2 protein-coding genes (1 of these 2 only partly in view) are annotated in these 15,933 nt (G+C 58.3%); both read right to left on the reverse strand.

Annotated features, from left to right (window positions below):
- Window positions 1-14,089, reverse strand: the beginning of a protein-coding gene (locus DRI82_RS14815; protein ID WP_170138716.1) for an Ig-like domain-containing protein. The gene continues 19,871 nt to the left of window position 1, outside the view; only the first 14,089 of its 33,960 coding nucleotides appear in the window; it begins with the start codon at window positions 14,087-14,089; the stop codon falls past the left edge of the window.
- Window positions 14,090-14,174: 85 nt separating this feature from the next.
- A complete protein-coding gene (locus DRI82_RS14820; RefSeq protein ID WP_114194687.1) occupies window positions 14,175-15,533 on the reverse strand; it encodes a TolC family outer membrane protein in 1,359 nt (452 codons plus the stop codon).
- Between the last annotated feature and the right edge of the window lie 400 nt (window positions 15,534-15,933).

Genomic DNA, 15,933 nt, shown 5'->3' on the forward strand with positions numbered 1-15,933 from the left:
CGCTCCAGTTGCCGCTGGCGTCCACGGTGGTAGTGTACGGCTGGTCATTGATGGTGACCGTCACCAGATCGCCTGTCGCCGCACCGGTGCTGGTACCGTTGATGATCTGCGCCTGAGCGTGTTCACTGCTGTTGATGACGTCATCACCCGCCACTGGGTTGATGGTGATGACTGGCGCGCTCAGATCAACCAGCACGCTCTTGTCCGCGCTGGCTGGGTTGCCTGCTTTATCGCTGACGCTGGCAGTGACGCTGGTGACCCCATCGGTCAGGCCGCCCGCTGCAACGTCCACGCTCCACTTGCCGTCGGTGCCGACGCTGGCGGTGTACTCGACGCCGTTAACATTGACGGTGACGTTCTGGCCTGCTTCGGCGTTGCTGCTTCCGCTAACCGTCACGGCAGCGCCCGCCTCGGCGGCGTTGATGATGTTGTCCCCGGCGATCGGATCGATAATCAGCGTTGGTGCTGTCAGATCGACATGGACGTTCTGTGCCGCGCTGGCGGAATTGCCCGCCTGATTAACCACACTGACCTGCACATGGGTATCACCGTCGTTCACGCCGTTCATGTCGGCTGCAGGCACAGTAACGGCCCAGTTGCCGCTGGCGTCAACGGTGGTGTCATAAGTGTGTCCACCGAAGGAGACCTTGACGGTCTGGCCCGCTTCCACGTTCTGGCTGCTGCCGCTCAGTACCAGATCCTGGCCCTTCTCGGCGGCGTTCAGCACGTTGTCACCGGCCACGGTATTGATAGATACCGCAACGGTAGTCAGATCGACGGTCACGGTATGGCCGATTTCCACCGGGTTACCGGCAGTGCTTTGACCGGCCACGGTGATATTGACCGGACCTGCCGGCCAGTTGGTCACATCAGCCGCGGGTACGCTGGTCAGCCAGGTACCGTCCGCCAGCACGCTGGCGTTGTAGGTCTGGCCGTTGACGGTCACTAGCAGGGCTGCGCCCGGCGTCATACCGCTGCTGGTGCCGCTGATATTCACGCTCTGGTTGTGTTCGATGGCGTTGATGATGTCATCACCCGCCACGGTAGCCACACGCAGCCCCGGCAGGTCGGCATCGACCATAAAGTCACGGCTGCCAGTGCCGGTGTTGCCATGCACGTTGGTTACGCTGCCGATGATGCTCAGTGCGCCGTTGCCCAGCGCGGTCAGGTCAGTTGCAGAGACCGGAATGCTCCAGCTCAGATCCGCCTGTACCGTGGCGGAATATGACTTGCCGCCCAGGTTGAGGGTGACGGTATCGCCAGAGGCGGCACCGGTCACGCGGCCAGTCAGGATCTGGCCGGAAGAGACTTCGGCCAGGTTCAGGATGTTATCGCTGGTGATCGGGTTGAAGATCACCGACGGCAACGCGGTATCCACCAGCAGGTTGTGGGTCACGTTGATGTTGTTGCCAATACCGTTGGTGGCGCTGGCGGTCACGGTGTAGCTGGCTTCGCCCAGTGTCGCCAGATCGGCCACCGGAACCTCAACGCTCCACGCGCCGCCGCTGACGGTGGTGGTGTAGTTGATGCCGTTAAGATTCACGGTGACAACGGTGTCATTCGCCAGGTTGCTGGTGCCGCTGATTGCCAGCGGCTGGCCTTTTTCAATGGCGTTCAGGACGTTATCAACGGCGATATCGCCGATGGTCAGGCTCGGTACGGCGGTGCTAACCGTGATGTCTTTGGTCGCACTGCCTGCGTTGCCCGCCTTGTCCGTGATGGTGACAGAAACCGTGCTGGTGCCTTCGGTCAGCGAGCTAATCACGCTGGCCGGTACACCGACGCTCCAGTTGCCGCTGGCGTCCAGAGTGGTGGTGTAGCTGTGACCGTCAATGGTCAGCACCACGCTGTCACCGACCGCTCCGCTGCTGCTACCGGTCACAATCTGCGCCTGCAACAACTCGCTGCTGTTGAGGATGTCATCACCGGCAATCAGGTCGATAGTCACGGTTGGCGCGCTCAGATCGACCAGCACGCTCTTGTCCGCGCTGGCTGGGTTGCCTGCTTTATCGCTGACGCTGGCGGTGACGCTGGCGACCCCATCGGTCAGGCCGCCCGCTGCAATGTCCACGCTCCACTTGCCGTCGGTGCCGACGTTGGCGGTGTACTCGACGCCGTTAACATTGACGGTGACGTTCTGGCCCGCTTCGGCGTTGCTGCTTCCGCTAACCGTCACGGCAGCACCCGCCTCGGCGGCGTTGATGATGTTGTCCCCGGCGATCGGATCGATAATCAGCGTTGGTGCCGTCAGATCGACATGGACGTTCTGTGCCGCGCTGGCGCTGTTGCCCGCCTGATTAACCACACTGACCCGCACATGGGTGTCACCGTCGTTCACGGTGGCCATATCGGCGGCAGGCACGGTCACAGTCCAGTTGCCGCTGGCGTCAACGGTGGCGTCATAAGTGTGTCCACCGAAGGAGACCTTGACGGTCTGGCCCGCTTCCACGTTCTGGGTGCTGCCACTCAGTACCAGATCCTGGCCCTTCTCGGCGGCGTTCAGCACGTTGTCACCGGCTACAGTGTTGATAGACACCGCTACGCTGGACAGATCGACGGCCACGGTATGGCCGATTTCCACCGGGTTACCGGCAGTGCTCTGACCGGCTACGGTGATATTGACCGGACCTGCCGGCCAGTTGATCACATCAGCCGCGGGTACGCTGGTCAGCCAGGTACCGTCCGCCAGCACGCTGGCGTTATAGGTCTGGCCGTTGACGGTCACTACCAGGGCTGCGCCCGGCGTCATGCCGCTGCTGGTGCCGCTGATATTCACGCTCTGGTTGTGTTCAATGGCGTTGATGATGTCATCACCCGCCACGGTAGCCACACGCAGCCCCGGCAGGTCGGCATCGACCATAAAGTCACGGCTGCCGGTACCGGTGTTGCCATGCACGTTGGTCACGCTGGCGGTGACGCTCAGCGCGCCATTGCCCAGCGCGGTCAGGTCAGTTGCAGAGACTGGAATGCTCCAGCTCAGATCCGCCTGTACCGTGGCGGAATATGACTTGCCGCCCAGATTGAGGGTGACGGTATCGCCAGAGGCGGCACCGGTCACGCGCCCAGTCAGAGTCTGGCCGGAAGAGACTTCGGCCAGGTTCAGGATGTTATCGCTGGTGATCGGGTTGAAGATCACCGACGGCAACGCGGTATCCACCAGCAGGTTGTGGATCGCGTTGATGTTGTTGCCAATGCCGTTGGTGGCGCTGGCGGTCACGGTATAGCTGGCTTCGCCCAGTGTCGCCAGATCGGCCACCGGAACATTGACGCTCCACGCCCCGCCGCTGACGGTGGCGGTGTAGTTGATGCCGTTCAGATTCACGGTGACAACGGTGTCATCCGCCAGGTTGCTGTTGCTGGTGCCGCTGATTGCCAGCGGCTGGCCTTTCTCAATGGCGTTCAGGACATTATCAACGGCGATATCGCCGATGGTCAGCGTTGGCGCCACGGTGTTAACCGTGACGTCTTTGGTCGCACTGCCTGCGTTGCCCGCCTTATCGGTAATAGTGACAGAAACCGTGCTGGTGCCGTCGGTCAGCGCGCTAATCACGCTGGCCGGTACACCGACGCTCCAGTTGCCGCTGGCGTCCAGAGTGGTGGTGTAGCTATGACCGTCAATGGTCAGCACCACGCTGTCGCCGACCGCACCGCTGCTGGTACCGGTGACGATCTGCGCCTGCAACAACTCGCTGCTGTTGAGGATGTCATCACCGGCAATCAGGTCGATAGTCACGGTTGGGGCGGTCAGATCGACCAGCACGCTCTTGTCGGTGCTGGCTGGGTTGCCTGCTTTATCGCTGACGCTGGCACTCACAATGTGGGTACCCTCGGTCAGCGTTGACAGGTCGGCAGAGGGAACGTTGACGCTCCAGGTACCGTTGCTGCCCACCGTCGCGCTGTAGTCAGTGCCGTTGAAGTTCAAGGTAACGGTCTGACCCACTTGCGCACTACTGGTACCGCTAATGACCAGATCGTCGCCCGCTTCAGCAGCGTTGATGATGTTGTCGTGGGTGATCGCGTCGATCGTCAGGGTCGGTGCGGTGATATCCACATGGACATTCTGCGCCGCGCTGGCGGAATTGCCCGCCTGGTTGATCACGCTCACCTGCACGTTAGTGTCACCGTCGTTCACGCCGCCCATATTGGCCGCAGGCACGGTCACGGTCCAGTTGCCGCTGGCATCCACGCTGGCATTGTAGCTGTGACCTGCGAAGGACACTTTCACCACCTGGCCCGCTTCGACGTTCTGGCTGCTGCCGCTCAGTACCAGATCCTGGCCCTTCTCGGCGGCGTTCAGCACGTTGTCACCGGCTACGGTATTGATGGACACCGCTACGGTAGTCAGATCCACGGCCACGGTATGCCCGATTTCCACCGGATTACCGGCAGTGCTCTGACCGGTCACGGTGATATTGACCGGACCTGCCGGCCAGTGGGTCACATCAGCCGCTGGCACGTTGGTCAGCCAGCTACCGTCCGCCAGCACGCTGGCGTTATAGGTCTGGCCGTTGACGGTCACTACCAGGGCTGCGCCCGGCGTCATACCGCTGCTGGTACCGCCGATATTCACGCTCTGGTCGTGTTCGATGGCGTTGATGATGTCATCACCCGCCACGGTAGCCACACGCAGGCCCGGCAGGTTGGCGTCGACCATAAAGTCGCGGCTGCCGGTACCGGTGTTGCCATGAGTATTGGTCACGCTGGCGGTGACGCTCAGCGCGCCGTTACCCAGCGCTTGCAGTTCCGCAGAGGTAACAGAAATGCTCCAGGTCAGGTCAGACTGCACCGTTGTGGTGAATTCTTTGCCACCCAGATTGAGGGTGACGGTATCGCCCGCCGCCGCACCATTCACGGAGCCGGTCAGGGTCTGCCCGGAAGAGACTTCGGCCAGGTTCAGGAGGTCATCGCTGGTGATCGGGTTGATCGCCACCGTCGGCAGGGCAGTATCCACCAACAGGTTAGCGGTGCGGCTAACGCTGTTGCCAATATCGCTGGTGCCGCTGACGGTCACGGTATAATCCGCCTGCCCCAGTTTGTTCAGATCCAATACCGGTACGCTGACGCTCCAACTGCCATCAGCGTCTACCGTGCTGGTGTAGTTTTTGCCATTCAGATTAACAGTGACCGTTGAACCATTGCTCAGGTGGCTGCTGTCGCCGCTGATAACCAGCGGTTCGCCCTTCTCAACCGCGTTAAGGACGTTGTCCACCGCGATCGGCCTGAAGCTCAGGCCCGGCAGACCGGTGTCTACCGTAATATTTTTGCTGATGGAACCGGTATTGCCCGCCACGTCAGTGATGCTGACGCCCACGGTGACCGTGCCGTCAATCAAGGCAGCGATCGCATTGGCCGGTACACCGACGCTCCAGTTACCACTGGCGTCCACAGTGGTGAGGTAAGTATGACCGTCAATGGTCACCGCCACCTTGTCACCCACAGCGCCGGTGCTGGTGCCGCTAACGATCTGCGCCTGGGCGTGTTCGCTCAGGTTGATCACATTATCGCTGGCGATGGTGTTGATGGTCATGGTCGGCGCGGTCAGATCCACCAGTACGCCCTTATCGGCGCTGGTCAGGTTGCCTGCCTTATCGCTGACGCTGGCCGTGACCGTGATATCGCCGTCGGTCAGGGCTGCCATATCGGCAGCCGGAACGGTGGCGCTCCAGGTGCCATCGCTACCTACCGTTGCAGAATAGTCAGTGCCGTTCACATTGACAGTGACGGTCTGACCCGTTTCGGCATTGCTGGTGCCGGTGATCGTCAGGTCAGCGCCCGCTTCAGCGGCGTTGATCATATTGTCGCTGGCGATCAGTTCGATGCTCAGGGTCGGTGCGGTGATATCCACATGGACGTTCTGCGCCGCGCTGGCACTGTTGCCCGCCTGGTTAACCACACTGACCTGCACGTGGGTGTCGCCGTCTTTCACATTGGCCATATCGGCCGCAGGTACGGTAACGGTCCAGTTTCCGCTGGCGTCAACGGTGGCGTCGTAGCTGTGGGCCGCGAAGGACACTTTCACCACCTGGCCAGCTTCCACGTTCTGGCTGCTGCCGCTCAGTACCAGATCCTGGCCCTTCTCGGCTGCGTTCAGCACGTTGTCACTGGCTACAGTGTTGATAGACACGGCTACGCTGGACAGATCTACGGCCACGGTATGGCCGATTTCCACCGGATTACCGACGCTGCTCTGACCGGCCACGGTGATATTGACCGGACCTGCCGGCCAGTGGCTCACGTCAGCCGCGGGCACGCTGGTCAGCCAGGTGCCATCCGCCAATACGCTGGCGTTATAGGTTTGACCGTTGACGCTGATGATCAATGCAGTGCCCGGTGCCATGCCGCTACTGCTACCGCCGATCATCACGCTCTGGTTGTGTTCGATGGCGTTGATGATGTCATCACCCGCCACGGTAGCCACGCGCAGACCCGGCAGGTTGGCGTCGACCATAAAGTCACGGCTACCGCCGCCGGTATTGCCATGCACGTTGGTCACGCTGGCGGTGACGCTCAGCGCGCCGTTGCCCAGCGCGGTCAGATCCGCAGCAGAGACCGGAATGCTCCAGGTCAGGTCGCCCAGCACCGTGGTGGTATAAGCTTTACCGCCCAGCAGGACGGTAACGGTATCGCCTGCCGCCGCGCCTGCCACTTTACCGCTCAGGGTCTGGCCGGAAGAGATCTCAGCCAGGTTCAGCACGTTGTCGCTGGTCACCGGATTAATGATGGTGGATGGCAGTGCGGTATCCACCAGCAGGTTATGGGTGTCGCTGATGCTGTTGCCAATGCCGTTGGTGGCGCTGGCGGTCACGGTGTAGTTGGCTTCGCCCAGTGTCGCCAGATCGGCTACCGGGACTTCAACGCTCCACGCCCCGTCGTTGACGGTAGCGGTGTAGTTGATACCGTTCAGATTCACTGTAACCGCAGTGTCATTCGCCAGATTGGTGGTGCCGCTGATTGACAGCGGCTGGCCTTTCTCAATGGCGTTCAGTACGTTATCTACGGCGATATCGCCGATGGTCAGCGTCGGTGTCACGGTGTTAACCGTGACGTCTTTGGTCGCACTGCCCGCGTTACCCGCCTTATCGGTAAGGGTGACAGAGACCGTGCTGGTGCCGTCGTTCAGCGCACCGATCACGCTGGCCGTTACACCGACGCTCCAGTTGCCGCTGGCGTCCACCGTGGTGGTGTAAGTATGACCATCAATGGTCAGCACCACGCTGTCACCGGCTACCGCACCGCTGCTGCTACCGGTGACGATCTGCGCCTGCAACAATTCGCTGCTGTTGATGATGTCATCGCCAGCAATAGTGTTGATGGTAACGGTGGGTGCAATCAAATCGACCAGTACACCCTTGTCGGCGCTGGCCGGGTTGCCCGCTTTGTCGTTAACGCCAGCAGTGACGGTGATATTGCCATCGGTCAGGGCTGCCATATCAGCGGCCGGAACGGTGACGCTCCAGGTGCCGTCGGTACCTACCGTTGCAGAATAGTCAGTGCCGTTCACATTGACAGTGACGCTCTGGCCCGCTTCGACGTTGCTGGTCCCAGTGATGTTCAGATCCGCGCCCGCTTCGGCGGCGTTGATCACGTTGTCCCCGGCGATTGGATCGATACTCAGGGTTGGTGCGGTGATGTCCACGTGAACATTCTGCGCGGCGCTGGCGCTGTTACCCGCCTGGTTAGCCACGCTAACCTGCACGTTGGTGTCACCGTCTTTAACATTGGCCATATCGGCCGCAGGCACGGTAACAGTCCAGTTGCCGCTGGCATTCACGGTGGCATCATAGCTGTGGCCCGCGAAGGACACTTTCACTACCTGACCTGCTTCCACGTTCTGGCTGCTGCCGCTCAGTACCAGATCCTGGCCCTTCTCGGCGGCGTTCAGCACATTGTCGTCCGCCACGGTGTTGATAGATACCGCTACGCTGGACAGATCCACGGCCACGGTATGGCCGATTTCTACCGGGTTACCGGCAGTGCTTTGACCGGCCACGGTGATATTGACCGGACCTGCCGGCCAGTGGGTCACATCAGCCGCTGGCACGTTGGTCAGCCAGCTACCGTCTGGCAGCACGCTGGCGTGGTAAGTTTCACCATTGACGCTGATGGTCAGTTGCGCCCCTGGCGTCAGGCCGCTGCTGGTACCGCTGATATTCACACTCTGGTTATGTTCGATGGCGTTGACGACGTCATCACCCGCCACGGTAGCCACACGCAGCCCCGGCAGGTTGGCATCGACCATAAAGTCGCGGCTGCCGGTACCGGTGTTGCCATGCACGTTGGTCACGCTGGCGGTGACGCTCAGCGCGCCATTGCCCAGCGCGATCAGATCGGCAGAAGGAACCGATACGCTCCAGGTGAGATCAGATTGCACCGTCGTGGTGTAGGTCTTACCGCCCAGATTAAAGGTCACGGTATCGCCTTCTGCCGCCGCGATCACTTTACCGCCCAAGGTTTGACCAGCACTCAGTTCAGCCAGGTTCAGGATGTTGTCGCTGGTGATCGGGTTGATGATAATACCCGGCAGCAGGCCATCTACCAGGAAACCGTGGTTGGCGCTGACGCTATTGCCGACACTGTCGGTAGCGCTGGCGGTCACGGTGTAGCTGGCTGCGCCCAGTGTCGCCAGATCTTCGACGGATACGCTGATGCTCCACTCGCCGTCGTTGGCAGTTGTAGTGTAGTTTTTACCATTCAGGTTGACGATAACCGTGGTGTTGTCCGCCAGATTGGTGGTGCCACAGATTTCCAGCGGCGATCCTTTCTCGGTAGCGTTCAGCACGTCGTCGCCAGCGAGGGTATCAATCGTCAGGGTTGGTGCCACAGTGTTAACCGTGATGTTTTTGGTCGCATTGCCCACGTTGCCCGCGGTATCGGTAATGGTGGCAGAGACCGTGGTGGTACCGTCGTTCAGCGCGCTAATCACGCTGGCCGGCACGCCGACGCTCCAGTTGCCGCTGGCGTCCAGAGTGGTGGTGTAAGTATGGCCGTCAATGGTCACCGCCACCTTGTCACCCACGCTGCCGGTGCTGGTACCGTTGATGATTTGCGCCAGCACATGTTCGCTGCTGTTGATCACGTTATCATTGGCGATGGTGCTGATGATGACGGTCGGTGCCGTCAGATCCACGGTAACGTCTTTGCTTGCGTCGCTTGAGTTGCCAGCTTTGTCCGCGACGTTTGCCGTTACGCTGAGGGGACCGTCAGTCAGTCCAGCCAGATTCGACTGAGGTACGGTGGCGCTCCAAACACCGTTGCTGCCCACCGTTGCAGAATAGTCAGTGCCGTTCACATTGATAGTGACAGTCTGGCCCGCTTCGGCATTGCTGGTCCCGGAGATCGTCAGATCCGCGCCCGCTTCGGCGGCGTTGATCACGTTGTCCCCGGCGACCGGATCGATAATCAGCGTCGGTGCTGTCAGATCGACATGGACATTCTGCGCCGCGCTGGCACTGTTGCCCGCCTGGTTAACCACACTGACCTGCACGTTGGTGTCACCGTCGTTCACGCCGTTCATGTCGGCGGCAGGAACCGTCACGGCCCAGTTGCCGCTGGCGTCAACGGTGGCGTCATAAGTGTGTCCACCGAAGGAGACCTTGACGGTCTGGCCCGCTTCCACGTTCTGGGTGCTGCCACTCAGTACCAGATCGTGGCCCTTCTCGGCGGCGTTCAGCACGTTATCACCGGCCACGGTGTTGATGGACACCGCTACGGTAGTCAGATCCACGGCCACGGTATGGCCGATTTCCACCGGATTACCGGCGCTGCTCTGACCGGCCACGGTGATATTGACCGGACCTGCCGGCCACTGGGTCACGTCAGCCGCAGGTACGCTGGTCAGCCAGGTGCCATCTGGCAGTACGCTGGCGCTGTAGCTCTGGCCGTTGACGCTGATAGTCAGTTGCGCGCCTAGCGTCAGGCCGCTGCTGGTACCGCTGATATTCACGCTCTGGTTATGTTCGATGGCGTTGATGATGTCATCACCCGCCACGGTAGCTACGCGCAGGCCCGGCAGGTCGGCGTCGACCATAAAGTCGCGGCTGCCGGTACCGGTGTTGCCATGCACGTTGGTCACGCTGGCGGTGACGCTCAGCGCGCCGTTGCCCAGCGCGATCAGATCGGCAGAAGGAACCGATACACTCCAGCTCAGATCCGCTTGTACCGTGGCGGAATATGACTTGCCGCCCAGGTTTATGGTAACGGTATCGCCAGAGGCGGCACCGGTCACGCGGCCGGTCAGAGTGTAATCAGAGGAAATTTCCGCCATGCTTAACACATCGTCGCTGGTGATCGGGTTGAAGATCACCGATGGCAATGCGGTATCCACCAGCAGGTTATGGGTGTCGCTGATGCTGTTGCCAATGCCGTTGGTGGCGCTGGCGGTCACGGTGTAGTTGGCTTCGCCCAGCTTCGCCAGATCGGCCACCGGGACTTCAACGCTCCACGCACCGCCGCTGACGGTGGCGGTGTAGTTGATGCCATTCAGATTCACGGTGACAACGGTGTCATTCGCCAGGTTGCTGGTGCCGCTGATTTCCAGCGACTGGCCTTTCTCAACGGCGTTCAGGACGTTATCTACGGCGATATCGCCGATGGTCAGCGTCGGTGCCACGGTGTTAACCGTGACGTCTTTGGTCGCACTGCCTGCGTTGCCTGCCTTATCGGTAATAGCGACAGAAACCGTGGTGGTACCGTCGTTCAGCGCGCTAATCACGCTGGCCGGAACACCCACACTCCAGTTGCCGCTGGTGTCCACGGTGGTGGAATAGTTGTGACCATTGATGGTCAGCACCACGCTGTCGCCTGGGACCGCACCGGTGCTGCTGCCGGTCACGATCTGCGCCAGCCCGTGCTCGGTGCTGTTGATGATGTCGTCACCGGCGATGACGTTGATTGCTACGGTCGGTGCCTGGGTATCCAGCAACGCGTCACGGTTGGCGCTGGCAGGGTTACCCGCTTTATCTACCACGCTGGCGCTGATGGTGTAGTTGCCATCGGCCAATGCACCCAGATCGCTGCGCGCAATAGTGGCACTCCAGGTGCCGTCTGCACCTGCGGTGGCTTCATAGGTTTTGCCATCCAGGGTGACGATGATTCTCTGCCCGACTTCGGCATTACAGGTACCGGTCACTGTCAGATGGGTACCTGCTTCCGCAGCATTGATGATGTTATCACTGGTGATCGGATCGATGCTCAGGACTGGCGCAACGCTGTCCACATGCACGTTTTGCGCGGCGCTGGCACTGTTGCCCGCCGCGTTAACCACGCTCACCTGCACGCGGGTGTCGCCGTCAGTCACATTCATCAGGTCAGCGGACAACACGGTAACGGCCCAGTTGCCGTCCACATCGACGGTGGCATCATAAATCTGTCCGCCGAAGGAGACCTTGACGATCTGGCCCGTTTCCACGTTTTGGGTGCTGCCGCTCAGTACCAGATCCTGGCCCTTCTCGACCGCATTGATCACATTGTCAGTGGCCACGGCGTTGATGGACACCGCCACGGTGGTGAGATCTACCGTAACCGGATGAGTCATTTCCACCGGATTACCGGCAGAACTCTGCCCGGCCACGGTGATATCCACCGCACCTGCCGGCCAGTTGGTGACATCGGTAACCGGGACGAGGGTCAGCCAGGTGCCGTCTGGCAGTACGCTGGCGCTGTAGCTCTGGCCGTTGACGCTGATCGTCAGTTGTGCACCCGGCGTCAGGCCGCTGCTGGTACCGCTGACGATCAGATTTTGCTGGTGTTCAATGGCGTTGATGATGTCATCGCCCGCCACGGTATCGATACGCAGACCCGGCAGATCGGCATCGACCGTGATATCACGGCTTCCGTGCCCGGTGTTGCCGTGGCCGTTGGTCACCGACGCGCTGAAGGTCAGCCCGCCGTCGCCCAGCGCCGTCAGATCCGCTGCCGGAACGGTGACGCTCCAGCTCAGATCGGCGTTCACCTGGGTGGTATAGCTTATGCCGCCCAGATTGAGGGTGACGGTGTCGCCCGCCGCCGCCCCGGTCACACGGCCGGAGATCGACTGATTGACGCCCACTTCGGCCAGATTAAGGATGTCATCGCTGGTCACCGCCTGGATACTGACCGTCGGGATCGCACTGTCGACCAGCACCTGATGGTCGACGCTGACGCTGTTGCCCAACCCATCCGTCGCCCTGGCCGTCACGGTGTAATGGGCTTCGCCCAACTGCGCCACATCGGCTGCCGGGACCGTCAGGCTCCACAGACCACCATTGACCTCGGTGGTGTAATTCTTGCCGTTCAGGCTGACGATCACAATGGTGCCGTCGGCCAGGTTACTGCCGCCACTCAGCAGCAGATCGCAGCTCTTCTCCACCGCGTTGATCACGTCGTCCTGAGCCAGGGTATCAATACTCAGTTGCAGTGAAGTGGTGTTAACAGTGATGTCATGGGTGGCGCTGCCGGTGTTGCCCGCCTTGTCGGTCAGGCTGGCCACCAGTGTGACGCTGCCGTTCTCCAGGCCGTTGATCACGCTGGCCGGTACGCCCACGCTCCAGTTGCCTGCCGCGTTCACCGTGGTGGTGTAGGTCTGGCCCGCCACGGTCAGCGTCAGGATATCCCCCGCCGCTGCACCGCTGCTGCTGCCGCTGATCACCTGTGCCTGCATATGTTCGCTGGCGTTGAGCACATTGTCGCCCGCGACCGTATGGATAGTGATGGCCGGTACGGTGATATCCACCAGAACAGTGCGTTCGACCCAACTGGGGTTGCCCGCGGCATCACTGACCCTGGCGCTGAGGGTGTTGTTGCCTTCTGTCAGTCTCGCCACATCGGTGGCTGGTACAGTGGTACTCCAACGGCCATCTGCGTCGACGATCGACGTGTATTGCTGACCGTTGAGGGTCATGGTCACCTGCTGACCCGCCTCTGCGTCGGTTCGCCCGCTAACAACCAGTGCCTGCCCAGATTCGGCTGCATTGATCATATCGTCTGAGCTAACGGGATCAATGCTTAATACCGGCGCATGGGTATCTATGCTCAGCGTATTGGTGCCCGTTATCAGATTGCCAGTAGCATCTCTTCCCGTCACTGTGATGGTGTGTACACCGTCAGCCAACTCAGCAGCGTCCATTGCTGTGACAGTGACTTCCCAGGCACCGTTTTCGCCGACCGTTGTCGGATAATCTTTTCCATTCAAGGTTACGGTGATTTCTGTGCCGGGGTCCAGCGAAGTGGATGAACCGGACACGACAATCGATGTCCTGAGAATGTTGTCATTGGCGGGAGGCTCAACGCTCAGCGTCGCCTGGGCGCTGGTAATGTTAAGTGTGATATCGCCGGCAGAGGTGACTTTATCTCCGCTGATCTGCACCACAGAATAGGTATGCGAGCCGTCAGTCTGAGCCGGTATTTGCACCGTCCAGGTCCCCTCGTTCCCTACCTGAGCACTGGCGATAACAATGCCATTGGCATCTTTGATTTGAATGCTGCTACCTGCCAGCCCGGTTCCGCTGAAGGTTGGCTGGGTGTCGTCGGTGATTGCGTTAGCGCTCAACACCCCCCGGCTATCCCCCTGATTATCAATGACCAGAAACGTTGGGTTGGTAATTTCGACATCTCTGGTGTTATCAATGACGCGGGTCTCAGTCTCACCTTTACTGCTATGTCCCGCTGCGGCGCCCAGAGCTCCTGCACCAAGAACGCCGGCTGCAAGCAGACCCCAGGGAATGTCGCTGGAGGAACCGATCATCAGCGGTTCAAGATTGACCAGAGCAGTTTCTGTTGGATGGAGGATCACCGTTTGTACACCAAGCGTGGCGCCAGTGTCGGTAAACTCGACGTGGGTCAATGCCTGGCTGGCATCGTCTTGAAAGACCAGTTCTCCGTGACGTTTTTCACTGTCCTCAACGAAGTAATCATTGCAGCGGATCACGCTGCCATCTTTCATATAAATCAGCAGGTCATTTCCCGCACGTTCATAACGTGCAACATTTTGTGCAGAAGCATGGACCAGGATCACACTAGGTTCATGCAAGGATACCGATAACAGTTTGCTGTCACTGGCAAACGCTGTTTTTACTGCTGTTTTGCGGGAAATAACATCTACTAATTTATTCACGTCAAACTCCATTAATTATTTTTTGTAACCGGTAGACTTTCCATGTTCCTTGCTACCGTTCATTTATTTTCAACTTCTCGAGTCATTAATTACTGTTCAATTCTGGTAAACGCTGTTGATCACCAAGTGCAATCCCGGCTAATGGCATAAGATTATTTACCGCTGAGGCGTAATTGATGGCTGCAACCCACCCATCAAAATTTGCGGCAATTCTCGAATACTCAGCCTGGAATACCTCCTGTTCAACGCTTAATAAATCATTCAGGCTGCGCGTACTGAGCTTATATTCATTTTTGTAAACATCCCGGGTATTGCGCGCACTCAGATACTGTTGCAGGCTGGCCTCCTCACGGCCACGGGCACCATTCCAATTTGCAAAAGCGACTGAGGCTTTCTGCAAAACATCCAATTTGGATTGGTCGATGGCAGAGGTAGACATTTTTCTCGCCCCTTCAGCCTGCGCGATACGCGAAGAGACCGCCCCCCCTTGATATACCGGTGCCTGTACATTCAGTTGTAATTGGTTATTCCAATAATCATTGTTATTGTTTTCATAACGGGTTCGGTTGCCCTGCAAACTGATGGTGGGCCAATGCTGAGACTTCGCCTTATCCACGGCATATGAGGCAGCCTGCTGTTGAGACTCCGCCATTAATACGGTAGGGATTTGCGAATAATCGATGTGGTCAAGCGCAACGGGCTGTTGCGCCAATGAGTCTGGCAGACTCTGATAATGTGCCGCCTGCACCCCTGTCAACACCGCCAACTGAGACTTGGCCGTTTGCAGTTGAGCCTGGTAATCCTGCTGCGTTGAACGCATGCTGGCAATACGGGTTTCGGCCTGTAACACATCAGAACGGGTGCTTAAACCGGCATCCGCACGCAATTTCGCCATGTCTCGTACGCTGGTCAGTGACGCGATGTTTTCCCGCGCAGCCTTGACCAACTCCTCATAGCGTTTGACTTGAACATAGGTGGCGGCTGTCTGCTCTGCCACCTCGGTCATTGTGGCCATCAATTTATAGCGATAGCTTTCACTGGTAGCCTCTTGCTGCCTGATGTTATTGGTGGTTTTTCCGAAGTCATAAACCAGTTGCGTCAATGAAATCCCATATGAGGCCGAGTTGTTCAGGCTATTGCCGATATCGTTCTGGGTAGAACTGCCGGTATTGCCGCTGAGGCCAATTTGTGGATACCACGCACTTTGCGCTTCGCGGATCTGTGCATCACCAATTCCCATCTGTGCAGCCTGCTGTGAAATGCTGGGGCTACGCCCGAATGCGTAAGAGAGGCTTTCTTTCAGCGTTAAACTCGCTAATTCGTTGACTTTGGGCGCCTTGGCCCATTGCGGCAGTGGAGCCGAATATAAAGAGGGAATAACCAGTAACAAACACAAGAAACAAAATTTACATTTACGAAGCCATATTAATGATATTAACAACATCCTTTTTTTAACTCTCCCTTTTCATAAAAAACTACTTAAACAAATAACTTGCTATGTCATGATTCACATCAGTACATATAAAATTGATGTCCTCCCCCTAACACCTATGCATACGGAATATACTCAGGCAATTTGAAGGCAATTCCTAGACCAATATAAAATAAAAAAATCACCCTTAGCCTTGCCCCTTTTTTGATTGATTAAACTGAGAAATTGAATTTTTTTAGTTTTTAATCCTAAAAAAAAGCATGAAAAAGATAAAAATGATAAAAAATGACAAAAACAAGCCTTTAGATTTAAAATCCGAATAATTTATATATTCGATATAAAATACCAAAAATACACAAATTATTAGATTAAAAAAACAAATTGAAAATTTCGGACTAGGATTTTTCTATAA

The organism is Edaphovirga cremea (assembly GCF_003332275.1).
GTDB lineage: Bacteria > Pseudomonadota > Gammaproteobacteria > Enterobacterales > Enterobacteriaceae > Edaphovirga > Edaphovirga cremea.